The 22,934-nt window shown below is 56.8% G+C and carries 24 protein-coding genes and 1 pseudogene; 21 read left to right on the plus strand and 4 right to left on the minus strand.

Annotated features, from left to right (window positions below; translation table 11 throughout):
* The first annotated feature begins 426 nt into the window (after positions 1–426).
* The 7 genes and pseudogenes from DJ73_RS19865 to DJ73_RS13555 all read left to right on the plus strand — a co-directional run bounded on the left by DJ73_RS19865 (position 427) and on the right by DJ73_RS13555 (position 6,257).
* Positions 427–897, plus strand: coding sequence for a hypothetical protein (locus tag DJ73_RS19865; protein ID WP_141212061.1), 471 nt, complete (start codon positions 427–429; stop codon positions 895–897).
* A gap of 3 nt (positions 898–900) precedes the next feature.
* Positions 901–1,133, plus strand: a pseudogene (locus tag DJ73_RS13530) (RNA-guided endonuclease TnpB family protein); the annotation flags it as partial.
* Positions 1,134–1,273: 140 nt separating this feature from the next.
* A complete protein-coding gene (locus tag DJ73_RS20420) occupies positions 1,274–1,816 on the plus strand; it encodes a TlpA disulfide reductase family protein (protein WP_254921668.1) in 543 nt (180 codons plus the stop codon).
* A 263-nt stretch (positions 1,817–2,079) separates the two neighbouring features.
* A complete protein-coding gene (locus DJ73_RS13540; protein WP_094525121.1) occupies positions 2,080–2,583 on the plus strand; it encodes a hypothetical protein in 504 nt (167 codons plus the stop codon).
* 936 nt (positions 2,584–3,519) lie between these two features.
* Positions 3,520–4,020, plus strand: coding sequence for a hypothetical protein (locus tag DJ73_RS13545; protein WP_141212059.1), 501 nt, complete (start codon positions 3,520–3,522; stop codon positions 4,018–4,020).
* 273 nt (positions 4,021–4,293) lie between these two features.
* Positions 4,294–5,130: a hypothetical protein gene (locus DJ73_RS13550; RefSeq protein WP_094525119.1), complete on the plus strand. Its 837-nt coding sequence runs from the start codon at positions 4,294–4,296 to the stop codon at positions 5,128–5,130.
* Positions 5,131–5,381: 251 nt separating this feature from the next.
* On the plus strand, positions 5,382–6,257 hold the full coding sequence (locus DJ73_RS13555) for a hypothetical protein (protein WP_141212965.1): 876 nt from the start codon (positions 5,382–5,384) through the stop codon (positions 6,255–6,257).
* A gap of 305 nt (positions 6,258–6,562) precedes the next feature.
* Here DJ73_RS13555 and DJ73_RS13560 read toward each other — a convergent pair whose 3' ends face one another.
* Positions 6,563–8,251 (minus strand): hypothetical protein, encoded by a 1,689-nt coding sequence (locus tag DJ73_RS13560; protein WP_094525117.1) that lies wholly within the window; start codon positions 8,249–8,251, stop codon positions 6,563–6,565.
* Between the two features lie 261 nt (positions 8,252–8,512).
* Here DJ73_RS13560 and DJ73_RS13565 point away from each other — a divergent pair, with 261 nt between their 5' ends.
* The 8 genes from DJ73_RS13565 (at position 8,513) to DJ73_RS13600 (ending at position 13,975) form a co-directional block, all read left to right on the plus strand.
* Complete coding sequence (locus DJ73_RS13565) at positions 8,513–8,872, plus strand: hypothetical protein (protein ID WP_094525116.1); 360 nt, start codon at positions 8,513–8,515, stop codon at positions 8,870–8,872.
* A gap of 131 nt (positions 8,873–9,003) precedes the next feature.
* Positions 9,004–9,519, plus strand: coding sequence for a helix-turn-helix domain-containing protein (locus DJ73_RS13570; RefSeq protein ID WP_094525115.1), 516 nt, complete (start codon positions 9,004–9,006; stop codon positions 9,517–9,519).
* 6 nt (positions 9,520–9,525) lie between these two features.
* A complete protein-coding gene (locus tag DJ73_RS13575) occupies positions 9,526–10,071 on the plus strand; it encodes a hypothetical protein (RefSeq protein ID WP_217900448.1) in 546 nt (181 codons plus the stop codon).
* Positions 10,072–10,250: 179 nt separating this feature from the next.
* Entirely contained in the window at positions 10,251–10,439 is a 189-nt protein-coding gene (locus tag DJ73_RS13580; protein WP_094525114.1) for a hypothetical protein, read from the plus strand.
* Between the two features lie 105 nt (positions 10,440–10,544).
* Positions 10,545–10,769, plus strand: a complete 225-nt coding sequence (locus DJ73_RS13585) for a hypothetical protein (protein WP_094525113.1) — start codon at positions 10,545–10,547, stop codon at positions 10,767–10,769.
* On the plus strand, positions 10,769–11,488 hold the full coding sequence (locus DJ73_RS13590; protein WP_094558231.1) for a hypothetical protein: 720 nt from the start codon (positions 10,769–10,771) through the stop codon (positions 11,486–11,488). Before DJ73_RS13585 ends, DJ73_RS13590 begins: the two co-directional genes overlap by 1 nt.
* 37 nt (positions 11,489–11,525) lie before the next feature.
* The gene (locus DJ73_RS13595) at positions 11,526–12,365 is read left to right on the plus strand and encodes an ABC transporter ATP-binding protein (protein WP_094525111.1); all 840 of its coding nucleotides are present in this window, start codon (positions 11,526–11,528) and stop codon (positions 12,363–12,365) included.
* Between the two features lie 89 nt (positions 12,366–12,454).
* Positions 12,455–13,975, plus strand: a complete 1,521-nt coding sequence (locus tag DJ73_RS13600; RefSeq protein ID WP_254921664.1) for a hypothetical protein — start codon at positions 12,455–12,457, stop codon at positions 13,973–13,975.
* 72 nt (positions 13,976–14,047) lie between these two features.
* Here DJ73_RS13600 and DJ73_RS20655 read toward each other — a convergent pair whose 3' ends face one another.
* Both DJ73_RS20655 and DJ73_RS13610 read right to left on the minus strand, forming a co-directional pair.
* Positions 14,048–14,860 (minus strand): hypothetical protein, encoded by an 813-nt coding sequence (locus DJ73_RS20655; protein WP_198947989.1) that lies wholly within the window; start codon positions 14,858–14,860, stop codon positions 14,048–14,050.
* A complete protein-coding gene (locus DJ73_RS13610; protein WP_198947988.1) occupies positions 14,857–15,957 on the minus strand; it encodes a PQQ-binding-like beta-propeller repeat protein in 1,101 nt (366 codons plus the stop codon). The genes DJ73_RS20655 and DJ73_RS13610 overlap by 4 nt, the downstream gene beginning before the upstream one ends.
* 216 nt (positions 15,958–16,173) lie before the next feature.
* Between DJ73_RS13610 and DJ73_RS13615 the strand changes: the two genes are divergently transcribed.
* Positions 16,174–16,689, plus strand: a complete 516-nt coding sequence (locus tag DJ73_RS13615) for a hypothetical protein (RefSeq protein ID WP_094525108.1) — start codon at positions 16,174–16,176, stop codon at positions 16,687–16,689.
* A 62-nt stretch (positions 16,690–16,751) separates the two neighbouring features.
* Here the strand turns inward: DJ73_RS13615 and DJ73_RS13620 are convergent, their stop codons facing one another.
* Positions 16,752–17,075, minus strand: a complete 324-nt coding sequence (locus DJ73_RS13620; protein ID WP_094525107.1) for a hypothetical protein — start codon at positions 17,073–17,075, stop codon at positions 16,752–16,754.
* 191 nt (positions 17,076–17,266) lie between these two features.
* Here DJ73_RS13620 and DJ73_RS13625 point away from each other — a divergent pair, with 191 nt between their 5' ends.
* From DJ73_RS13625 to DJ73_RS13645, 5 genes are all read left to right on the plus strand, one after another.
* Positions 17,267–17,530, plus strand: coding sequence for an AbrB/MazE/SpoVT family DNA-binding domain-containing protein (locus DJ73_RS13625; protein WP_094525106.1), 264 nt, complete (start codon positions 17,267–17,269; stop codon positions 17,528–17,530).
* Complete coding sequence (locus DJ73_RS13630; protein ID WP_094527686.1) at positions 17,527–17,940, plus strand: putative toxin-antitoxin system toxin component, PIN family; 414 nt, start codon at positions 17,527–17,529, stop codon at positions 17,938–17,940. The genes DJ73_RS13625 and DJ73_RS13630 overlap by 4 nt, the downstream gene beginning before the upstream one ends.
* 426 nt (positions 17,941–18,366) lie before the next feature.
* Complete coding sequence (locus DJ73_RS13635; RefSeq protein WP_094525104.1) at positions 18,367–19,824, plus strand: DUF6498-containing protein; 1,458 nt, start codon at positions 18,367–18,369, stop codon at positions 19,822–19,824.
* Between the two features lie 689 nt (positions 19,825–20,513).
* Positions 20,514–21,377 (plus strand): hypothetical protein, encoded by an 864-nt coding sequence (locus tag DJ73_RS13640; protein ID WP_254921665.1) that lies wholly within the window; start codon positions 20,514–20,516, stop codon positions 21,375–21,377.
* Between the two features lie 245 nt (positions 21,378–21,622).
* Positions 21,623–22,762: a serine hydrolase gene (locus DJ73_RS13645; protein ID WP_254921666.1), complete on the plus strand. Its 1,140-nt coding sequence runs from the start codon at positions 21,623–21,625 to the stop codon at positions 22,760–22,762.
* Positions 22,763–22,934: the final 172 nt, after the last annotated feature.

Genomic DNA, 22,934 nt, shown 5'->3' on the forward strand with positions numbered 1-22,934 from the left:
CACACACCCTCTGTATCTCGCACGCCGGTCCTATCAGTTCCTAAGGATTTCAACAGAGCCGTTTAGACACATTCGGCTCTTCCGCTTCGCTCCCATCTTCAGAGCGACGCTATCCCGCCGCCTTCTGCGGATTCAACAGATCAGTCAAACAGGAAATTCACCACTTAGAGGGCCCCTGTTATGCCGATGAATAAAAATAGTACACCTAATCCGCGATAAAGCCAGACAGGGTGTTGGACTCTTCAGATTGGCTGGGCGATGAATGCCGAAGGAACTCAAATCCAACCGTGTGAATTCGCTTCGGAAGTACAATGTAGGCAAGCCCAAGGATTACAACAATGATGTATCCAACGTGCCACAGAATGTTCATATATCGTTTTTAACAGAGCCAGTAGTTATATTGTCTTCTTTGGAAACTGGTAGGGTATGCTGTCCAGACGGGATCTTCTTACCGGGATAGCTGGTGGGTTAAGTCTTTCAGCAGGCTGCCTCGGTACTGATGAAACAATCGCACGTTGTTCGAGCAGAGGTGAAGGAAGTGGGAATCAACATCTCCGGTCAGTGGCTCCGATAACCGGGGAAGAGGAAGTAGCGCTGGGAATCATGGTCTCAGAGGCCGATGTCTCGAATAAACGATTTGATGCGATCAATGTACGAAATGTAGATGGTGGCCTTATGACCCGTATTCCCCTTGAGACAAATCGTGGGATGAGTAGCCTTGATCCTGATAATCATCCGGTGCTAAGTTCGGAAAGGGGTGAACTGTATGCGGTATCGCTCAATGAACCACCAGTTCATGATGAGGTGGTGGCTTCGCTCGTGAATCCTGCAAGTGAACAAATTACTACTGCTCGATTACGATATAACTGCTACTCAGAGGATGGGAGCCTTCCCTAATTTGCGAACGCAGCGTGGAATATTCTTTCTCGCGGTCTTGACGATGTAGGAGTGGGTCACTCCAAATCAGCGTCTGTGGAGACTGCGTTCCCGTGGATACACCTGTATCTGCAAAGCGCATCGTTGAAACAGGAAGCCCCATCACCAGAAGTCTACGACTTCTGGTTAGCAGTCAGAACTTTTTGAGTTTTGACAGCACCCTCAAGGAGCGAACCGCATCAGCGGTGAGCGAGTAGGGTGGGGTAGTTCACATAAACGTCTATGGATACGTTTCTGTGGATCAAATCGCTCTTGTAGCCTTCAGCCGAATTATTACGGTTCTTTCACTATCGTACCGATGGATATGCCCTCCAATCCGCGTCGATCGTTTCTTGGGATGGTGAGTACCGCAATTGGGAGTAGTCTCGCTGGGTGTGCTAGCTTACAGTCGATCGACTCAGACACACCTAGCGACGAGACAGAATCTGCGGCCGGGACATCTGGTGAGTCCGAACCACTTGCATTGCCGTCGGTCGTGACGCGAGATAGTTTCCCTGACGGGGACGTGGTTCTCAAACCAGACGGGAAAATTGTCCTATTAAATTTTTTCACAACATGGTGTCGACCGTGTCAGGAAGAGATGCCGGAATTTCGGCGGTTGCGTGCGGAGTACGATACTGAGACGCTGCATATGGTCTCGATCACGCCGGAAGTGGACAAGAAACTCATCCAAGAGTTTTGGCGAGAGTACGACGGGAAGTGGCCAGTCGTCACTGATCCAGCCCTGATTGCGACCAACCGGTGGAACGCGAACAGCTACCCGACAAACCTAGTGTTCGATGTGGATGGGACCCCTGCGACAGGAGATAGATCAACGGTGCGAGCACGCACGTTCAAGGAGTTTACTTCGATAATCGATCCGCTTCTCACGGAATCATAACAATGACCAGTTTAACGCTTTCAGCGTTGTTCGGGCTGTCGTTTTCGGCTGGCGTCGCTACATTCTTCGCCCCGTGTGCGTTCCCGCTACTTCCTGGTTACCTTTCGTATTTTGTGAGTGATACGGTATCGGAACCCGACGGTGACCGTTCGACGCTCGGCTTCACCCACTCAAGCGCGGCTCCTGAGTCGGGTGGGTTCTTCTCACGCTTCCGCCGACCAGTTACTCGCGCAGCGCTACTGAGTTTGCTTGCCGGCGCCGGAATGACACTCGTATATGTCGGATTGGCAGGGACGACCGCGTTTTTCGGCGCGCAGGCGCTTGCAGACATCGCCATCCTCGAAGTGGTCGTTGGTGCCGTGTTCTTGATTACCGGTGGGGCGATGGTTGTCGGATGGAAGCCCGCTTGGTCGGTTGTCCGACTGCCTGAGCGGGAACGATCGCTTACCGGGTTCTTTTTGTTCGGCGTGCTGTACGCGGCGGCTGCAGCTGGATGTACGGCCCCGTTGTTCATCGCGGTTGTGTTGAAGGGAATTTCAGTCGGGCCAGTTCTCGGGATCGGTGTTGCGGTATCCTACGCGTTCGGGATGACTGCGATATTGGCCGTGGCCACGGGCCTGACGGCGCTCGGCGGTGCATCGTTCACTACTACACTGAGTGCATACACAGATCGGATTTACCGGATTGCGGGCGTGCTCCTCGCGGTATCAGGTGTCGCTGAAATCTATTATTATTTCTATGGATTTCCCAGGGTGATCCCGCAGTGATCAATCATCGCCTCACCCTCACGCTAGCTGTGTCAGTGCTGCTTCTCACTGCAGGATGCGCAGGTACCCTCAATACCGACTCAGACTTGGACTCAAACTCAGCTGAACTTACCGCTGATGATGTGGCCGACACGTCTGTACTGATCCAAGCACACACGGAGACGCTTCGGACAAACTCGTTTACTGCCCACGCTACCACAACAACGCAGGATCAGAACCGAACGTTCCGAGTCAGGGACGAGCGAACGTGGCGCGTCGATGCGAAGCCGCCGGTTCGGGTGTGGACAACCAGTCAGTCGACGATCACCGGCAATGCGCCGGAGCGGTATGAACGGGCATCTGAGAGAATGTCGGCGTGGCGGCAGGGAAACACAACGACCGTTCGCATCCAGTCAGGTAACGAGAGTCGGACCCGAAACGCGGATCTGCTTAATACGTCAGTGCGACTTAACAGCGCTTTTCACCGGCAGTTGCTTTTGCGATTCAGCGAACGACAGAACACGACCGTCGAAGAGGTAACGCGGAACGGTACTCGACTGTATCGAGTTCAAACTGACCTGAATAAAACACACGTTACCTCAAACGCGTCAATGACGCTGTTCGTCAACCCAAAAGGGTACGTCCAGCGTATTGAGACCCGACAAACGGTTAAATACCGATCTGGGCCGCGCGTCATTACTCAGACCGTACGGTTCACTCAAGTCGGAAATACGACCATCAAATCACCGGAGTGGGCGAACCAGTAATCCCCCGACATTTCCAGTAGCACGCAAAAACCGGCTCTGTTCTTCTGCCTGTCCTTTGACAAATTTAGTGTCAAAAAGACTCTCAAACGCGCTGTTTCTGGCTGAAATTGTCTTAAGAATAGGAATTCAACAGAGACGCTTCTTTGTTCTTTGTGCTTGGAATGTGGGTCTTTTTGGGTGCCCTCCTTCCATGCTTAGGTATGCCTCCACGAATCGACGTGCGGTTCTTGCTGCAGTCGGTGCAGCGTCTCTTGGCAGCATCGCGGGATGCTCGTCCCGCCAGTCCGACGAGCCACCGACTGGCAGCCTCAGAGTCATCAACAACGACGAGACCGTTCCGCACTCCATCACGATGCATGTCACGGATGTTGGCACTGCGCTGGGCGAGGAACCGTATTCAGTTATAGGCGAGACATCAGCCTCATCCGCACAGCGGAACCTTTCAGCTTCGACGACACTCGAACCCGGTGGCATCGAGACGTATGGCTCCGTCTTCAGTGAACCCGTGTGGTACGCCATTGAGTTCACGGTGGACGAGCGGCCACCGGACGATGAAGCCGGCCACGTCGTCTACTCGCCCATTCCGGACGACGAACCAATCGGGCGCATGTTAACCGGGAAGGTGGGAAGTGCCAGTGACTTCTGGTGGACGATCAGCGCAACCGAGAATGCGGGCACATTCAATCTCTAGAAAACACTGTATTAACAGGCGGAAACAATCACTCACTAACTACACTGTCTGTATCTAAGGCTCCAATCATAGTTTTCCACCTACAGGACTACCTCTGAGTTACTAGAAGGGGAAGTCTCGGAGTCGGTAATTTGTTCATTGGGCATTGTTTAGACGCTGAAGAGGCACTCGTCCCGGTGATCAACTCTATTAGGTACACTTTCCACGATAATATCCAGATCTGGCAGGTCAATGCACCAAAGCTACTTATTATGAAAGTGAGCAGCTACATCTATGAACCGTCGTTCCCTCCTCCAATCTCTCATAGCCGGAGGTACTCTACTGACAACTGGCTGTGTTGGATCGCTCTCATCCACTGCCGACCAACCGGAGGCGCCCCACGTGTTTGAGAATTATCGATTCGACGGCACAGACCTCGTCGTCAAATTCCGGGATGCCGCCGGCGTGCAGAACGCCGTTCTGTATAATTCGTCTACAGACGAAGAATACGAGACAATCAAGCAGCCACCGGGAACTATTCGGTTTCCGGTGGCATTCCCGGACCGGCTAGAGACGTACATCGCTGACTCGCTTCACGTAAAGGCCAAAACATCGGACGGTTGGGCCCGCCAGTGGATACCGGAAATCGTCCACGCACACACGGAAGATGTCGAGGTACTCCGTGATGGCCGTGCTCGATTTGAGATCGAAAATCAGGGTGAAGCCCCGCTCCTCGTCCGATTCGCCGGGATTTACGGTGATGTCCCAAATCCGACGGTTGATCCGCAGAGCGAGTCGTTCGATCGGTCGTCATTAAACTTCGGTCCAGGCGTTGTTGGTATTGGGCAGAATCGTCCTCTGTCCTCGTCTAGAACTGACCTCGTCGTGTCCCCGGGTGAGACGGCACCGTTCGAGACGACGTACGCTCCATTTGCGTTCCCCAACGGTGCAGATATAGAAGACTGCGACGGTGAGGAAAGAACCGCTAAGATTGCAATCGTTCACGCTTCCGGCGGAAGTGCTTCCTACATGTTTTCGTTCTGTCTCGACGGTGAACTAACTTCCATCGAGGGACACGCGGCAGAGGTCTGTAATAGCGCGGATGCTGAGGGAACGGAGACTAAGCCATAATTTGTTCATCAGGTTGGCTGTACCAGTGTCACTACTCATCAGGGGATAGTTTAATCTCTGTGAGGCTCTGTTGGAATTATATTCTCATCTGAAACAACTGTTCGCTAAAGCCTGCGTAGTAAGCGAAGGCTCAATTCCAGTATCTCAAATGATAACCACCTCCCAAAAACTAAGCAATTGGGTCGAATGTGGATATTATGGCTATCCGAAACGGAAAACGTCCTACTGCCCGACTAGATCCGGCGATCGCAGTGGAATGTATTATCGTAACCGTCATTTTGGTTGGCCTCTACGTGTGGCAGCGCATCCTTTCTGATGCCTTGTTGGCAGTGTTCGGTTCGCCTCCCTGGTTCGAAGAGGGTCTGATGGACGGCATGCTTTCGGGAGGGTTGTTCATCGCCGGACTTGTACTGTTTACTGCTGGGTACGTCGCCTACCGGGATGTCGATAGCGGGCTTAAGTTGCCGGAACGAACTGACGTGTCCCTAATTGGGCTCGCGGGATTGGCACCTGCTGTGCTCGTCGGACTGACCAAACTTGTTGGCTCACTCACCGGAGTTCCGTATAACTCGCTCACCATGACCTCCTACGCTGCCGACGTATCGGTGATACCAGTGCTGCTTCTCGCTGGGCTGGGAATTGGTGTTGGGGTTCCCACGCTTGTGATAGTCAGTCAGGTACTCGTTCAGGGAAGCTTCAAACAGGTTGCCGGAGGAAACACCGCTATCGTCCTGACGACGCTCATAACCGGATTCGTGATGATGGGCAATACTGGTGGGTTGGCAACAGTCCCCGACCTGGGGAAACTCGTTGGTGCCGTCCTGTTCGCCATCTCGGTAGGCGCCGGGGTCTTTGCTGTTGAGTACGTTAGCAGTGAACGACTTCACTACGTAGCGTACGCTCCGGTCCTACTAGTCGCTGCAGTCATTAGCCTCTCGGGGATCGCTGAGATCGGATCTATCGCCGGCGGCCTGTTCGTGGCCACGCATCTCGCGGTGCTTGGTATTGCCGCCTACACCTATGAACGAACCAACTCGCTTCTTGCCCCAGCACTCGCATATACTAGCCTCTCACTGGCAAACACAACAGTGGTCCTCCTCTATGAAGCAGGGATGCAAAGCTGGTGAAGACTGAAACCCTTTAAACGGCTAGCGGACTTGATAATCTGTTCGAGCTTGGGGTAATACACCCTTGGAATTAGCGTTAACTATTTTCCTGTACTGATACTGTGTGACTCGATATGTCGGGTAGATGGGACTTCAACAAAGCCATCTGTGAAAATATCGCGGGAGATCCAAGCGAACTTCTAGACTTGAATGTTGGCTTCTACCGGCAAGACATCCAGTAGCCTCTCCACTGCTCAGTTGATGCAGCCAGCTTAGTTCCTACTGATTGTGAGGGTAGTATGATTCCACTCCACGTCGTTCAGCGGCTAAACAGGGCCGCTTCCTAGCGTTCTGGTGGTCGTATTTTCTGTGTCAGTGGTGGACCTGTTTGTTGGCGTCCGGATCTCAACTGATTCGTCGTCGTACACGTTCATGGTCTCGATCACGGTTCCGTTCTCGTCGACCCGCTGGACGATGACTGCGGGCGCCTCTTCGATCTCTCCATTCGGATCCGTTTCACCGGGCGTCTCAACGGGAGTCTCACCGCCGAGGAACTGGGTGATTGTGTCGGTTTCTTCGAACGCGTCAACGTCGCCGGACCGAGCGTCGACAAACGCGACGTACGCGATCCCGCTGTTATCTTCGGGGACAACGCGTACTTGCCAGTACTCTCGGTTGTCGATAACGGTGAGGATCGGTTCGGCTGGGGCAAAGCGGTCCCAGTCCGTCTGCGGCGCTGATTGCCTGACAAGATCCGCTGCTCGCTGCGGGCCGAATAGCGAGTCGGCTGGTACGTAGCGCTCAAAGGCGCCGCTTTGGCCGTCGATCGTCCACAACTCTTGGAGCCCTTGTGCGTCACCGTAGGGTTCGACAGCGACAACGTACTGCGGGCCCGACTCAGTAAGTATAAAGAACGGCTGATCGTTTCCGTCGCCGGGCAGCGGTGCAATCTCGATTTCGTCTTCGTGGCTGGTGTAGGTGTTGAGGATCCCGTTGCGGTACTTCGTCGCTGCGACCGACTGGAGTGCGAGTTTCTCGGGGTAAAGCTGCTGATTGTCAAGAATCGGACTGGAAGCAGCCTCAGAAGGCGAGAGCGTTTCGATCGACCCGCTTGGATCGATGACGGCGACGCCTCCCCACTGAGGCGTGGTGTGCGGAAGCGGCGTCAGATGGAACTGCGGCTCCGAGTACGGGACGGCGATATACTGGGTATCGTTGTGAATGACCATCTTGGGGTCGCCGTAGTCAACGAGATACGCCTGCGATTTGAGGAGTTCCCACCGGTAGTTCCGGTGGAAGATCGTTCCGACGCCGGTTTCGAGCTCGCCATCAACGGACCGTACGTTCGCCTGCTGGGTCGTCATATCGACGAGGACGGTCCCGGCCTGTCGTTTAGTGATAGTGTTGAACAGGCCGTCCGGAGCGAGCGGTGCCGCCCAGTAGGGGGTCCCGTTCACCACGCTGATGTCCGTATCACCGACGCGGTACTGCGGCCGGTTGAGCGTGTTCGACGCGTATCGATCGGCGACCGCTCGTGTGACGATGCGTGGGTTGTCGGCATCAACATCGTCAAGTCGCTCGACTGTGGCCGTGTGGCTCATTGTTTGATCGCTTAATGTGACGCCAGCGACCGCGTTGGCGACGGGCAGCAGTGCAAACGCAGCGATCACGAGTACGACCATCCCGACACGGAGTGGCGTAATCGTGTGGTCGCTGCTGGAGAGCGCGTTGACGACGGTCTCTACTCGGTCACCCAATCGTGCGGTGACCCACGCAGCGATACTGCCGGCCAGAAGGCCAAGCAACAGTAGCGGCGTCGTGTACACTGTGTAGACGAGTCCGTGGAGCCACGGCCTGAAGAACCAGCCTATGGCAACAGCAACGATTCCAACAATTCCAAGCAATATCCACGGTTGGTTTGAATCGGGTTGACCCGAGTCGGTTGGTGGCCAGTCGGTGAGATCGTCATCAGATGGCTGATCGTCTGAATCGTCGGATGGAGGGCGTGTTGGCATTAGTCTGACCCGTGAGGAAACAATTTTGAAACTTGTACGTACCGAGTTATGAGTTCACCAACTCCGATCGACGGAGAATCAAGACAACTCGCCGATTGGGAGGGGGGACCTAATCGAACCACGAGATGGAGTCATTTCTACCAGTAAATAAGTATTGGACAAATGGTCTCGTTGGATTTTATCTTTCACCACCTACCCGGAAGGGTCAGGGGTCGTTGACACGATGGAATACTTATTGTATGCTGTAGTGACAATAGTGTAATGAGCGTTGGTCAATCGGCCGATAAGGTCTGGAACAACCTGATTGGGCGACTCTTGACCCTTCTCGTTGGTGGGGGCCTCGTAGCTGGAGCGCTGACGATGTATCCGCAGATTCTACCCGTGATCAGGTGGGCTATCCCGGTATCTTTCATCCTTTGGGGAACATCTCGGCTCTATTTCTATGGAGTAGAAGACCCTCTATCCTTGGCTGCAGGCTGTCTGTTGATACTCGGTGGATTCACCTATGCCTCGTATTTGCTCATCTCAATGGACGAACTTACCGGAGCGGTAGCTCAACTCGTTCCAGCTATCGGTATCTTTACAGAACTCTTCGCTGCCCATTACCGTAATCAAGACTGATTGCCGTAATTTGATGAATTTGCATCTTCAGTGACCAGCTATTCTGCTCCGATTACGGTCAATACAGGAAGATCTGATATAGTGCCCAGTAACAAGCTTTTTTGCGAATTGCATACAATTCGCTACTAGCAATGGCAACCAAAGAAGCAAACCGGGACACTCCTCTCGACACGGGCGGTGAAGCATTCGAACTCCTCGGAAACGCCCGCAAAGCATGGATATATACGTATATCCACCACCATCCATCAACAACAATTCAAGACATCGTCGAGACGCACGATCTTCCGCAGCGGACGGTCTACGAGTATATCGACGATCTCGAAATCGCGGGCTTCATTGACCAGTCAAACGACGGCCGCCCAGCAGAATACACGGCTCATGACATTGATCTCCAGTTGATCGATGGCGACACCAAACGGCAGATCACACCTGAGCTAGTTGAGGCGATTGCCCGTCGCACGCAAGACGAAGATATCGATACGTACATAGATCGTCACGGATTGGATGGGCTCGCCGTCGCGTTGGAATACGCTCGCGAATACGTCGATGGATCGGTTACGCATCAGATTATGGCTCGAGAACAAGAGCTCTCATCGCTTGAAGCAGGCGTTATTTTGGATGCCCTCCGACCTGTCTTTGAGGACTAACTCGGAATGAAGTACGACGAAGCTGTCGTTTTCATCGACTCGTCCGTCCTCATCAGCTGTGGTCGGCGTGAGAGTACTCGCTTTCAGGCGCTTGCTCGAGAAGCTCGCCAGCGCGAAACGGTCTTTCGTATTTCCCCACAGGTGTCTGCAGAGGTGACTGGGGATCCATCTCTGGATGAGTACACAACGGGTAATTCTGCTGTTGACAAAGCACTCCAAGAGGGATGGATGAAAGTAACTGAAAGCCCGTCCTATTCAGATTCGGATATCTCAACAGTGATGGATCAGGCACGGAGTTTCATCGCGAATGCCAGTAACCGATCAGAGGGTCTCGTAGAAAAAGCGGATACGGAAATGATCGGATTTGCGCTTGAACTGCTTCGTAATGATACTGTGGATGAGGTGATACTCGTAACGAACGACATCCCACTTGGTGAAGCGGCCGAATCGTTACTCCCACAATATGGATTCGACAATTGGCAAATCACTTGGCTTCGCGGTGGCGAACTTGCGGATGAGCTCGACGAGGATTTTGCACCCGAATTTGACTGAGTCAGTCGTATAGCCTCTTTGAACTGGCAGAACCATCACTGATCAATAAGCACTCTTCAGCGACCAGACGTTTCAGGTGATAATATCTCTGGAAAATAGGATTTCAACAGAGCCATCTCAACATAGTTGCATCCTGTTTTCTCACATACATTTATTCACCAGTGAGTCGTCTCAGACGTATGGAGACTCAATTGCGCATGTACCTGTCAGGAACTATCGCCGCAGTAGCTTCGTTTCTCTTCGTTTCTCTGGCCTTCTCAGGACAGTTCAACTTCATACACGGCGGGGTGTTCGTCGTGTTCTTCATCGTGGTGATGGTCGTCTTCGCCAACTTCGTCAAGTGGGCCGAGTCGCTCGAATCCAACTGACGGAGCTACCCGAAGAATGCGTGGTTATGCTTTTATATTGGACGCAACCAGTTTCGCTCGGATCGTACCCCCGTTTTATATGTGATTATCGTGGATACATGGAATATGGCCCTCCACAAACCCCTCCGAGAAGCCCCACGGCTCCTCCGTGAGCAACTGCTACTGTCCGTCCCGATGACGGTCGCCACCGTCCTCCAGATCCCACAGCTGTTCTTAGAGATACTTGCTCCGGCTATCTCTCTCGTTGAGGCAGACGGGAATCCTTCGCGGTCAAAGTCGACGGCCGACTGCTGCTCTAATGGGTTCGACAACCCATATCTCTCCCATTGATGTTGTACACGGTCATCGGGAGCGGCTTCGTCGCGCTCGGTCTTGCGATCGGCTGGTACGGGATCCGACCGCTTACGGTCATTCCGGGTATCCTCCGTGCTAACATTCAAGACCCAAGTGAGGTGACCAACACCGGCTCCTTCGTGGTGTGCCGCGGCGTTGCGAACGAATCGAGCAAGATCCTTACAGCTCCGTTCACGGGCTCTCAGTGTCTCGGTTTCGAGTTTGAGGTTACCGAACGTCAACCGTTCGGGATCGGGATTCCGTGGTTTCAAGCCCATCTCGACGACGGTGTGTCGACGCGTCCGTTCACCCTCGACGGTCCGATTGGCACGCTGGATGTCGTCCCATCCGCCAAACGGTTCGCGCTCGATACGGAATCGACTGTCATCACCGTCGGTGCCAGTGAAACGCCGCCCGAGCGCATCCAACGGTTCGTCGACGTGCGAGACGAACTCGACCCCGTTGCGAGATGGGCACGGATTATTCCGGGACTCGGCACGCGGCGCTACGTTGAACGTCGGATCGATTCCGGCGAGGAGTATCTTATCGCGGGACACACGGAACGCCAGCAGAATGAAGTCGTCCTCGCAGGCAATCTCGTCATCACCGATCGCTCCCCGAGACGGTTCGCGTTCGCACGGCTCTGGAAGGCGGTGTTCCCGACGGTGGTCGCGCTGACGTTCGTCGCTGTCGGAGTCGGAGGTATCGCCCTATGACCGACTGCGGTACGAACCTGACTATCCATCCGTCACAATGACACGAGACAGAGACGCCATCGAGACGCGTGAACTGAGGAAACAGTTCGGAACAGAGATCGCCGTCGACGGGCTCGGTCTCACCGTCGAACACGGAACAGTGTACGGCTTCCTTGGACCGAACGGGGCCGGAAAAACGACGACGATGCGGATGTTGACATCGCTGACGCGGCCCACCGACGGCGAGGCGTGGATCGACGGGAACCCCGTTTCTGATCGTGACGCGATCAGGGCATCGATAGGGTATCTTCCCGAGGAACCGCCGGTCTTCGACGAACTCACCGGCCGTGAACAGCTCGAATACTTCGGTCGGCTTCGAGACCTCCCCGCCGCCGAGATGGAGACCCAGATTACAGAGTGGTTAGATCGATTCGATCTCACGGACGACGCCGACAAGCGGATCGACGATTACTCGAAGGGCATGCGCCAGAAGATCGGCCTGATTCAGGCGCTGTTACACGAGCCTGATGTCGTATTCCTCGACGAGCCGACCAGCGGACTTGACCCGCGGGCGGCTCGGACCGTCCTCGACGTCATCGCAGATCTGACCGACGATGGCCACACGGTGTTCCTCTCGACGCATATTCTCTCGGTCGTCGAGGAACTCGCAGACGTCGTCGGCGTCCTCTATGAGGGTGACCTCGTTACCGAAGGCTCACCCACGGAACTGACGGCACGGATGGAAGCTGAGGAGGGAACAACCCTTGAGGACGTGTTCCTCTCGGTCACCGCCGAACACGGACCGACAGCTTCCGAATCGGCTCCCAGGAACACTGGAGACGTCACCGACCGACAAGACGGACGAGTTGAGGACGACGGACGGATTGAGGAGCGATGAGGCGTGCAAAACGGCCGCGGCTCATTGCCCGGACCGAACTCCGGCGGCGCTGGCGGACGATGAAGGGGAATACGACGCAGCTGCTGGCGATGGCGTTCGCAGCCGTCATGTTACTCCCTTTCTCGCTTGGCGGCGTGTTCGGGGCATATCTCGCCGGTGGGTTCGTCGCCGGAAGTGAGACCGAACCACTCATCGAATGGGCCCGGATGGCGTTCGTCTACGGATGGATCTTCGTGGTCGGGTTCGGTGGATATCGCGCGTACGCTGTGGCACTTCGGCCAGACAATCTCGACGGCTTGTTGACGACAGTCTCACACCGGGACGTGATCGGTGGCCTCGTCCTCGCTGAGTTCATGCTTTGGTCTGCGTTCTTCGTCACAGTTGGAAGCGCCGCCACAGTTGCGTTCGCCGTCGGTGCCGGCTCACTACTCACGATTCCTGCCCTGTTGCTCACACTGTGTCTCCTCCTCGTGACCGGGATCCCGGCTGGCTTCATCCTTGCGCTGGCTGTGCGGAACGCCGGCGTTCGATCGCGGCTGCTCAGTCGCCTCCGAACGCTGTTTCTCGCTCTGCTTGGTATCGGGTATTTCGCACTGATCTTCACGAACGCATTCGCATCAGTTCTCGAACCGATCTATCGGGTGCTTGCGCCGACACCGATCGACTGGTTCGGCGATCTCGCCGCATTGGGGCTCGGGATCGGTGCGTCACCGCTCCGAGCGATTGGCGCAATGGGATTCACAGGAGTGTTCGTCGTCATCGCGGTTGCGTCGCTGTACCGACTCGCAGCGTGGCTCTGGTACGCCGACGGCGTTCACATCACCCACGAAGTCGAGCGATCGGTTGATAGATCATCCCGGTTGGGCGGGCTCTCACGAATTCTCTCACAGCCAGTCTTCGGGGTTGTCGCAGTCGATTGGAAACGCGCTCGTCGGTCACCGATCTCGCTATCGTTCGCGCTGTATCCCCTGATCGTCCTCGCCGGTCCGATTGTCACGGCCGTCCAGACAGGGGAGATCGGAACGGGGCTTCCGTTGTGGATTTTACTCAGTGGAACGTGGGTTGCCGGGTCGTTGTTCGCGCTCAACGTGGTGGGTCAGGAGGGCGCAGCGCTCCCTGTCACACTGCTCTCGGATGCCCCCGAGCGCTCGCTGGTTATCGGCCACGTCGTCTCTGGAGCGCTTCTCATAGCGCCCGTGACCGTCGCGGCAACCGTTATTACAGGCCTCCTCAGTCCGCACTCGGTGCCGGTCGTCATGAGTCTCGGGGCGGCAGCTCTTGTGTTGTCAATCGGGTCGGGCGCGATCGCGACCGGCGTCGGGATCGGGTTCCCACGCTTTGAGGCGGTTAGCGTCTCTCGAAGCACGAAAGCGATCGTCCCGAGCGCTCTCGCGTTCGTCACCTATTCGATTATGGTGCTCGTCGTTGCGCTCCCGACCGGTCTCGCTCACTCTGGTATTACTGGTCACGCGCTCGCCTCGGTCGTCGGTATTAATCAATTCGTGATCGGTCTTAGTGGGACCCTTGTTTCGGCCGTACTCGCGTGTCTCGTCGGTCTCATCTCAATGTACATCGCACGAGATCGTGTTCGCAACTATCGTCTCGGGTGAGCGATCCGTCACGAGTCTCGTGGAGTCGGAGTGTGAGTTCTGTGTCCGTTTTCCGCGTCTCTAGTGAAACTCTCAACTGTACAACTCGTACAACGTTGTGAGTGCTACCGCGTGGACCGTTCCGACAGTCATCACACTGAGTACGACGCCAACGTACGGGATCGCTACCAGCCATCCCGACGTCAACCCTATCCCTACGATCAGCGCAAACAACGGGACACCGTGGCCACGAGAGCGTCGCCAACTCTCCACTGGGGCACTCCGTAGTGGTTCAGCGAACAGGACAGCGACCGGGAGCAAGAACAATCGAACGGCGACAAACGCCAACACTGCGAACGCACCGAGCGCGACGAGGAGTGAGTTTACAGAAACATCGAGATCGATCGCCGTTCCCAAGTGGGTGATGAGGTACACCACCGAGATCCCTCCCGTATAAACGAGAAACCGCCGCCGTGAGACCATTCGGTCGCTTGCCCGTACCATCGTGATCCCCCCGGCGGTAGCAATGGCTCCGATCGCGAGGAGTTCGAGTCCGACGGCATACAGAAGCACGTCCAGTGGGAGATTGATCAGCGCGTCGAGTGAGCGACTGGTCGCCGTCGTCCCTGTCGGATACACCGTATATACGATCTGGAGAGTCGACCCCGACACGGGGGGCTCAACCGGTAGCGGGTCACGTATCCGGAATCGACCGATCACCGTCAGCACACAGCCAGCCACGAGAAACGGGAGCCAGAGCGTCGGCATCGATCGGAGCGTCCGGACGATCTCTGCACCCCCTGACGCCGAATCGCCCCCACGAGACCTCTGGTCGTCGGATGGGTGCTTCGAGAAGTCGTTCGGTGCTCTGTCGTCTCCAGCCTCCATATCTGGGTTCTGAGTCATGACTGCTCCCCCAGTGCCAGCACACGACGGCGATTGGTTACGTACAGGCGACCGTCGCCGATGATCGGCGGAGAGAGTGGAACTTGCTCCGGTTCGTAGCTGAACCGTTCGATTCCGCTATCGACGTCGAACGCACGGAGTCTCCTCTTCTCTTCCACGACATAGACAGTCCCATCGGCAACCACCGGCTTCGACTCACCGACAAACTCACGTGACCAGTACGACTCGCCGGTATCGAGATCGAGCGCGTGGAACGTGTCGTTCCCGTCGCTCAGGAGTACCCTGTCGTCTGTTACGGCCGCCGTACCTTCAGTCGCGTTCCCGTCAAGATCACGCTCCCAGAGCGGCTCGCCGTCCTCGTTGTCGAGTAACGCGACGTCATTTCGCGATGTGACGATCACTCCCGCGTCCGTTACCGGCGTACACAACTGCATCTGATCGTCACGATCCCGGTTCCAGCGCTGCGTTCCATCCTTGATGTCGTACGCCGAGACCTGTCCCGGCCAGTTCGCAACAAATAGCGTGCCATCCTTGATCGTTGGCCGTCCAAACTCGGCGGAGATGACCTCGTCCTCTTGGACAGTCACGCGCCATTCGACGGAGCCGTCGCTGGCGTTCATCGCGGCGATGTCGTTTGTTCCGACGACGGGTGTATACACCATCCCGTCGTGGACGACCGGGTTCGTAGTCGGCGTATGGCTGACAGTGGGTCGATACTCCCCGTATGGCGGTCCATGCCATCGTTCACTACCAATTCCCCGATCGATTCCGGGGATCCCGATCCCGCCGGTGGCGTTGAGACCGTACGTGCCGCCCGTCGACGTGACTGCGAGCGTTGGTGACCGGTACGGCTTCGCGTTGGCGGCGGCCAAACTGGACGTGTACGGACCGCGTCGAACGAACTGTTCAGTTCCGTCTTCGACACGGAGCGCGACCATCCCTCTCCCGGTGGCATAGAGCGTGTCCCCAATTCTGATCGGAGAGCTCGCCCCGTGAAACCATGATGGTGTGTCGTAGATCCAGACGGGTTCAACGTCAGTTACGGGACCCGAGACGGCGGAGTTGTATCGGGTTCCTGCCGGATCGTACCCAGCCATCGGCCACGCTTGGTCCGCGGCAGCGGTCTCCACAGCTGAGCCAGTGATGGCCGTACAACTACTGCCGGCAAGGAGTGCGGTGGCTCCCACTAGTACGCGTCTTCTGGAGGGCATCCCGGTGTGAATTTCAGAAATCAGCCAATACAATTGATTGTACCGGTCCGTAGCTCGAGGCTGGAGGATTGGGATTTTAACTTACGAGTCGAAAGTGTGTGTATGGTCCCCCGCCGATCACTCCTCATCGGAGGCCTCCTGCTCGTTGGTCTCCTTCTTGTTGGAAGTGCGTTCGCAGTCGGTACGCCAGAACCCACAGTCACACTTGAAAATCAGGACAATGAGACTCACTATGTGACGGTGTATACAGTCTCAGACGAAGACCTCGCAGGATACGTTAATTTTGAGGTGACGACCGACGACGGCGATCGGAAACATGTCACATATTCTGACCTCGTCTGGCCCGGCGACTACGAGAATGTGACGCTCGTAGATGACGAGATTGAAACAATGACATTCGTCGTCGAACCCGGAGAAACGGTCGATGGTACGGTTACGAGTTGGTCGAAGGGAGACGTAACCGTGTATATCGCGGAACGAGGGCCAAACCGAGAACACGCGTCATCTCAGATCGTCACTTGTGGAACTCGCGGCCAGACACACTCGTTCACACTACAGGAATTGGGAGGTGGTGGCACAACGACGTGTGGCGGTGGATATAGCTGGATATTTCGATAGAGAATAGACCCACTGTCACAGTTCCGTTGTTCTATCTTCCCATCCGATGTGTCTGACTGTATTCACAGCCACTCGTAGACTGGCGGAATGAGCTCAAGTGAGGTGGCTGCGAGGTAAAGCCCTGTTACCACAAATCCAAGGCCGACCACGATCCCGAGCGTCGATGTGGCCGCGAAGAGTGCCTGACCACCGGCGACCACGAGCACAAAGGCGATACCGACGAGCAACAGCGTCCCAATCACGTCGAGAAGGGCATCTTTGACTGCGGCGTGAACGACCCTGTAGAGAGCAGCCTCGTCAAATCCTGACGCCATTTCACTGTCGGATCCCGACACCGACTCGGAGGCAGGGCTGTCCGGGTCCGAAGAGCGTGAATCGGAGACCATGCATTCCCAATACCTACAGGTACGGCGTAATTGTTCTCACCCTCCTCCGAGCGAATCGAGAGGAATACTAGCGGCCGACTCTGTTGATGTCTTGTCCATCAGACATAACATAGCGTGAAACAGCCGGTCGTTGAAGAGTGCGAATTGACCGGTAGATTCAACCCTTTGCGTAAGGAATCCTTACGCATACAATGGCATCTGATGAACCTGAAGTAACCACAGTAACCTCGAAGGGACAGATCACGATCCCGAGTAAACTCAGAGACCAATTCGGACTCGAACAGGGGACGAAGCTCATGGTTGTCCCGACGGAGTATGGTCTCGTGTTAAAGAAAGTCGACCTCCCATCGATCGAGGAGTTTCAACAGCGTGTTGAAAACCGGACAGACGCGGGCGAAACGTCTCTCGACGAGGTCACTCGACTCGTCCACGAGGCGCGGGACAGCGACGAATGAGGGCGGTGCTGGATACGAACGTCCTCATCTCGGGCGTCATCGCAACCGGCGTGCCACACGAACTTCTCGTCAAGGGATTCGAACGCGAGTACCAGATCGTCGTTTCGGTGGAAACGCTCACCGAGTTCCGTGAAACGCTGCTCAAGTACCCAGAGCGCTTTCACATGAGCGAACACGAGGTACAACAGGAGGTCGAACTGGTCCGATACTATTCGGAGTTCGTCGATCCGCAGGAAGACATTACGGCGGTTGAGGCGGACCCCGACGACGACAAGTTACTTGAAGCGGCCGTCGCCGGTGACGTCGATTACCTTGTCTCCGCCGACGGACACCTGCTCGATCTCGACTCGTTCCGTGGGATCGATATCGTCGAACCGAGGACGTTCTATGATCGACTCGACGCGTCGTGAATATCCAGTACGAGCGATCTGTTCTCAGTCTGTACTGAGCGTTCTGTGAGTCCCCTGTATCGATCGTAATCGGAGCAGAATGTATCATCAGCTAAGAATTCAGCAGAGCCTAGCGGCCAACATTTTACGATATACACATGCGGTATACACAAACTGACTAGTGAAATCTGCCCTGTATTAAGGGATTTAACAGAGTCGCATCTCGATGAATGCCGGGTCGACCTCGTCGTAGACGAGCAGCGAGACACTATCCACGATCGAGGATGTAACCGCAAATCTGTAGTCGGGATTGAACGCGAAGATCTCGGCGTAGACGACGAACCAACGGTCAGTTGGACGGAACGCGGCAACGTCCTCACGGAGCGGATCGACCTGCGTTCACCGATCCTTATGAGCACGGCCGATCGTTTCAGGAAACAACGACGGATGCCCTCCATCGCTCACCGCAGTCGTCAAAATCTTTCCGGAGCCACTGGGTTCCTCCCTGTCCTACTCGCCAACCTGATCCCGCTCGTCGGTGTACTCCGTCTCGGCTGGGACCCCGCGACGCTCGCCGCGGTGTACGCGGTCGAAGTCGTGCTGTCGATCCCGCTGGCGGGCGCGAAGGCGCTGTTCGCAGCCCGACCGCCACCGGAAGACCGCGATGCGGGCGTAATAAGCGTCACCGAGGCGCCGCTGTCGAGCAAACGCGGCACAATTCACTCGATTTCGTGGCTGCCTCCCATTTACCTTCGGAATGTCCCGTTTGCGGCGGCCGTCTGCGGTGCGGTTGCGTGGATCGCACTGGTCGTTGGCGTCGCGTTCTCGCAGGTGTTCGACGTCCCGGCCCTGCTCGGTCGTCCGGGGGTACTCGCGTCGGCGCTCGCGCTGGTTGCGGGCGAGACGATCGACGTTGCCCGGGACTACTTGGGTCGGCGACGGTACGCAGAGACCTCACCGTATGCGGTTGTGGAGACGCCGACGAGGCGCGCGTTCTTCCTCGTGTTTGCCCTGTTCGCGCTCCCGGTGCTTGACGCGGCCGCGGGCGGTGTCGCCGTGCTCGCCGCGTTTGTCGCCGTGAAGCTGCTCGTCGAGTGGTCAGCGTTCCGGGCGACTCACGGAAATGACGCTTCCAGCGGTGGTCGGATCACCAGCTGGCTCGCCGGCCCGACTGACTCGCCGGAACCGCCAGAGCCGATCGCGATCCCCGACGTCGAGCCCGATGTCCGGGTCTCGGCTCATCGCCGAACTACCGTCGTCACCGCGGTCCTGAAGACGCTCACTCGCGTCGCCCCAATATACGCGACCGGCTTCTTCGTCGTCTGGCTCGTCGGTCTCGGGCTGTTCGTCGGTGACGCCTCCGGCGCAGTCGTCGTTGGATCCGGAATCGCTGTCCTCGCGCTGTACCTCGGTGCGCTCGCTGTGAACATCGCGGGGTTCGCGCTCACCTACGCACCGATCGAGTACCGGCGGTACGGGTGCCAGCTGATCGCGTACGACACGTGGCTTGACGAGCCGCAGTGGGCGACCTCCGTCGATCACCTTCGTGACGCAAGCGTAGTCCACACCCGGCTCCCGGATCGTACGTTTGGCACGCGAACTATCGAGCTGACCACCGGGTTCGGTGATAATGAGACAGAGCGGTTCGTCGGCCCGGTTGGCGACGGTGAGGCACTCGTCTCGGCGTTCGACGTACCAATTCAGTCCACCGATCTGCCGCCGATGAACCGACGAATCGCCGCGATCGCGATCGGTATCGGACTCGTCGTCGGTGTCGGTGCAGTCGCGTGGCTCGCCGGGCCATGGGGATCTACGGGCGAGCTCGTGCAGAGCCTTGTTCTGTTGCCGTTCCTCGTCTGGCCGACATGGTTGCTGTGGCGGCGAGCGTACACCGAACCGGAATGAGCGGTCCTGTTGGAACTCTCAGGAAGGGACATATTCTTGTCTGAAACACCCGGTTACTGAAGAGAGCATTCTGGTCGTCCCGAATTCTTATACGAACTCAAGGAGAATACCTGCTGCTTTAGCCGCAGGATGAATACGACAACGTGGGATCAATCCACGTTCGACGGCCTAGTTCGAATTTCCGATGCGTACTTTGAAGTTCCAAAACCACTATACGATAGTAAGGTTAGGTCGGAACTGAGCGGATGCCGAACGACCTTCGGAGGCGGTCTCCCCGCCGCTCAATGAGACAGTATCCGAAACACCGACGCGGTGAACGCAAATCCTCGAAGGGTTCGTCGTTGTGTCTGTCGGTCGAGCAAGCCGAAGATAACTCCGAGTCCGGCGACGTATCAGCGACTCCCTGCTGGCAAAAACAACAGATGGGAGTCAATGACGCCGAGGATAGGAGTACCGGCGGTTTGGCACCGCCAGTCAGCCACCGAACACGACGACTGGGTTAGATGCGAACTCCCGTGAAGTGGCGGAGTCATGGTTGCGAACCTGAAACTCCCACCGCTCGGGATTCCCCCGCCTGAAGGCGGAGGAGGATGTCAAGTGTCGGTTAGTGCTACGACACTAATCGAGACGTGGTCGCTGTCGAAATTGCCACCACCACACCTAATTCGACGTCTCGTGAGTGGTTCGATATGTCCTCCAAGAGTACCGCACGACCAGAGGCAAACAGTAGCTGGAAGACGACCCTCCACGGAATTCGTCACCTTCCGCATCGGATGGCGGCGTTCATCGTCACGATGCACCCCGTGATCTGGGCCGGCTTTTTTATCGTGCTACCGCTTGTGGTCCTCGGGTCGATAGCTCTCTTCGGCTCTCGGGCGACCGTTGCCTACGTGATCGCGTTTGCGTGTCTGTGGTTGATGATCTGGTTTTCGAGTGCGGGGTTCAAGACGAACTACTACCGGCTCACTCCCGAGAATCGCATCTTAGTGATCGAACCCGAGTTCGACGACCCCGAGACCGAACAGTTCGCAGTAGCGACCGGTACTGACGAGCAGATAATCGACCTCACTGAGGTGGACTCTCTGCAGTTGATTCCGCTTGGTCCGATCGTTGCTGCACGACTCCACTACCGGTCGCTCACTGTCACGAAGCCAGAAGGGCTCCTCATACCGCGTGGACAGCTCCGTCAAATCGCCGCCAGCTTTCGATCGTGTGGCGTGTCGGTCCCCGAACTGGTAGCTGGCGACCCTCCGGCGCTGCAGCGTCGACCGATCCGGGCTATGGCTCGGATCGCAGCAACGCCGATACTGATCGGCGTGCTCCCAATCTACATCGTACAGGTTCAACTCGACATCGACGTGTGGCCGTTTCTGTTCGGGTTCGTGCTCGTCACTTGGGTCGTGATCGTTCGCAACCTCTCAGTCCGGTTCGGGATTCATCCGGAGGGGAGCCGGGCACGTGACTGGCTGCTTCGGTGGGGGATCGACCTCTTTGTCGCGGCATCAGGGTTGGTGGCCGCGCTCGGAGTGCTCGCACTCGTCGGGTCGGTGTGAGACCGATCGTGCGGGATAAAATTCATGTGGGATAGCTAATGTGTGTTTGACACCATCGCACCCGAGACAGAGAAGCGGGGGTGAGCAAGCCGTGGGTACCACCGAGGCGCGTATGGCATTGTCGGCGTGTCGACCCGAGGTATCCGGCTGTTCGCCTTCACCGCTCACAACTCCGCCACGAGCTCAACCGGACGAGTCGTCCCGCCCTCCACGGCGTGAAATCTCTCTCAGACACACCTCTACCGATGCCCTCCACACTCTCACGACGCCGTTTCCTGTCGCAGTCCGCTACCGTCGGTGCTGGCACCGCCATCGCGGCCAGTGGTCTTGCGAGCGGATCGACCGAACCGACACAAACGACCAGCGTGGATACGCTTATCGACGACGCGGCCACCCGCGCGTTGGCAGAACACGACGCGGGCGGACTGACAGTTGCCGTCGTCGACGACGACGAGGTCCACACCGGCGGCTACGGTTACGCCTTTCAGAGTGAAGACATCCCGGTTCGAGCGGACGAGACGCTCTTTCGTGTCGGCTCCGTCTCGAAAGTGCTCACGTGGACGGCCGCGATGCAGATTGTCGATCGCGGTCAGATCGCACCATTCGACGCCGTGGACGGCCACCTTGAGGCCGTCGACCTCCCGGAAACGTTCGACGAACCGATCACGCTCGAACACCTCGCCACCCACACGCCGGGATTCGAGGTCCGAGCGCGCGGCGATTCGGTGAGCAATCCTACGCATGTCCGTCCGCTCGCCGAGTCGGTCTCAACAGACGTACCGACGCGTGTCCGTCCCCCCGGTGAACTCTACCAGTACACCAACTACGCCGCCGCACTAACCGGACAGCTGATCGCGGACATCTCCGGGCAGCAATTCGACTCGTTCGTCACGGAGAACGTGTTCGCGCCGCTCGGGATGTCAAACAGCACGTTCCAAGCGGCTCCGTCCGGACTCGTACCTGCCGATGGAACGGCGGTTGACGAGGTCGTGAGTTTCTACTCCGACGTATCGCCGGCGTCCGGCCTCCATACGACCGCCGCGGATATGGCACGGCTGCTGCAAGCGCATCTCAACGACGGCGTCGTCGACGGCGAACGAATCCTTTCTGAGAGCGCGGTCGACACGATGCACCAGCAGTGGTTCACACCGCACGAACGGATCGACGGCATGGCGTTCGGGCTTTTTGAGCGACCCCGGGGGGATACCCGGATCGTCCGTCACGGTGGCGGTGTCCCGCAGTTCGCCACTGAGTTCGCCCTGCTCCCTGAGGAGGACGTTGGCCTGTTCGTCGTGGCCCACGGTAGCAGTACTGTCCAGTTTAGGTCTATGTTGGAGATATATAACATACGTGTCAATTCAGAGAATTTGAGGCGAACGGGCTAATACACCCGGGTGAGAAACACCCCCTGATGGGTTTCGAGCGCGACGATCTCTACAGCAGTGACCCCCCCTCAATACCCTGACGGCATCGATCCACATCCTGACCCCCTTGATCCGTATACTCCCACACCTACCTACGACGTCGACCGGTGGGAGGAGAAAAACCAACTCGTGG

Source organism: Halorubrum sp. Ea1 (genome assembly GCF_002252965.1).
Taxonomy (GTDB): Archaea; Halobacteriota; Halobacteria; order Halobacteriales; family Haloferacaceae; genus Halorubrum.

What these genes read in the sequence shown, in the direction of transcription:
- DJ73_RS13590 (WP_094558231.1), top strand. Translation starts at nt 10,769, where the DNA reads ATGTTGTACACGGTCATCGGGAGCGGCTTCGTCGCGCTCGGTCTTGCG.
- DJ73_RS13630 (WP_094527686.1), top strand. Translation starts at nt 17,527, where the DNA reads ATGAGGGCGGTGCTGGATACGAACGTCCTCATCTCGGGCGTCATCGCA.
- DJ73_RS13600 (WP_254921664.1), top strand. Translation starts at nt 12,455, where the DNA reads ATGGCGTTCGCAGCCGTCATGTTACTCCCTTTCTCGCTTGGCGGCGTG.
- DJ73_RS13580 (WP_094525114.1), top strand. Translation starts at nt 10,251, where the DNA reads ATGGAGACTCAATTGCGCATGTACCTGTCAGGAACTATCGCCGCAGTA.
- DJ73_RS13595 (WP_094525111.1), top strand. Translation starts at nt 11,526, where the DNA reads ATGACACGAGACAGAGACGCCATCGAGACGCGTGAACTGAGGAAACAG.
- DJ73_RS13625 (WP_094525106.1), top strand. Translation starts at nt 17,267, where the DNA reads ATGGCATCTGATGAACCTGAAGTAACCACAGTAACCTCGAAGGGACAG.
- DJ73_RS13585 (WP_094525113.1), top strand. Translation starts at nt 10,545, where the DNA reads ATGGCCCTCCACAAACCCCTCCGAGAAGCCCCACGGCTCCTCCGTGAG.
- DJ73_RS19865 (WP_141212061.1), top strand. Translation starts at nt 427, where the DNA reads ATGCTGTCCAGACGGGATCTTCTTACCGGGATAGCTGGTGGGTTAAGT.
- DJ73_RS13545 (WP_141212059.1), top strand. Translation starts at nt 3,520, where the DNA reads ATGCTTAGGTATGCCTCCACGAATCGACGTGCGGTTCTTGCTGCAGTC.
- DJ73_RS13615 (WP_094525108.1), top strand. Translation starts at nt 16,174, where the DNA reads ATGGTCCCCCGCCGATCACTCCTCATCGGAGGCCTCCTGCTCGTTGGT.
- DJ73_RS13645 (WP_254921666.1), top strand. Translation starts at nt 21,623, where the DNA reads ATGCCCTCCACACTCTCACGACGCCGTTTCCTGTCGCAGTCCGCTACC.
- DJ73_RS13560 (WP_094525117.1), bottom strand. Translation starts at nt 8,251, where the DNA reads ATGCCAACACGCCCTCCATCCGACGATTCAGACGATCAGCCATCTGAT.
- DJ73_RS20655 (WP_198947989.1), bottom strand. Translation starts at nt 14,860, where the DNA reads ATGACTCAGAACCCAGATATGGAGGCTGGAGACGACAGAGCACCGAAC.
- DJ73_RS13575 (WP_217900448.1), top strand. Translation starts at nt 9,526, where the DNA reads ATGAAGTACGACGAAGCTGTCGTTTTCATCGACTCGTCCGTCCTCATC.
- DJ73_RS13620 (WP_094525107.1), bottom strand. Translation starts at nt 17,075, where the DNA reads ATGGTCTCCGATTCACGCTCTTCGGACCCGGACAGCCCTGCCTCCGAG.
- DJ73_RS13550 (WP_094525119.1), top strand. Translation starts at nt 4,294, where the DNA reads ATGAACCGTCGTTCCCTCCTCCAATCTCTCATAGCCGGAGGTACTCTA.
- DJ73_RS13540 (WP_094525121.1), top strand. Translation starts at nt 2,080, where the DNA reads ATGACACTCGTATATGTCGGATTGGCAGGGACGACCGCGTTTTTCGGC.
- DJ73_RS13610 (WP_198947988.1), bottom strand. Translation starts at nt 15,957, where the DNA reads ATGGCTGGGTACGATCCGGCAGGAACCCGATACAACTCCGCCGTCTCG.
- DJ73_RS20420 (WP_254921668.1), top strand. Translation starts at nt 1,274, where the DNA reads ATGGTGAGTACCGCAATTGGGAGTAGTCTCGCTGGGTGTGCTAGCTTA.
- DJ73_RS13640 (WP_254921665.1), top strand. Translation starts at nt 20,514, where the DNA reads ATGTCCTCCAAGAGTACCGCACGACCAGAGGCAAACAGTAGCTGGAAG.
- DJ73_RS13570 (WP_094525115.1), top strand. Translation starts at nt 9,004, where the DNA reads ATGGCAACCAAAGAAGCAAACCGGGACACTCCTCTCGACACGGGCGGT.
- DJ73_RS13635 (WP_094525104.1), top strand. Translation starts at nt 18,367, where the DNA reads ATGCCCTCCATCGCTCACCGCAGTCGTCAAAATCTTTCCGGAGCCACT.
- DJ73_RS13565 (WP_094525116.1), top strand. Translation starts at nt 8,513, where the DNA reads ATGAGCGTTGGTCAATCGGCCGATAAGGTCTGGAACAACCTGATTGGG.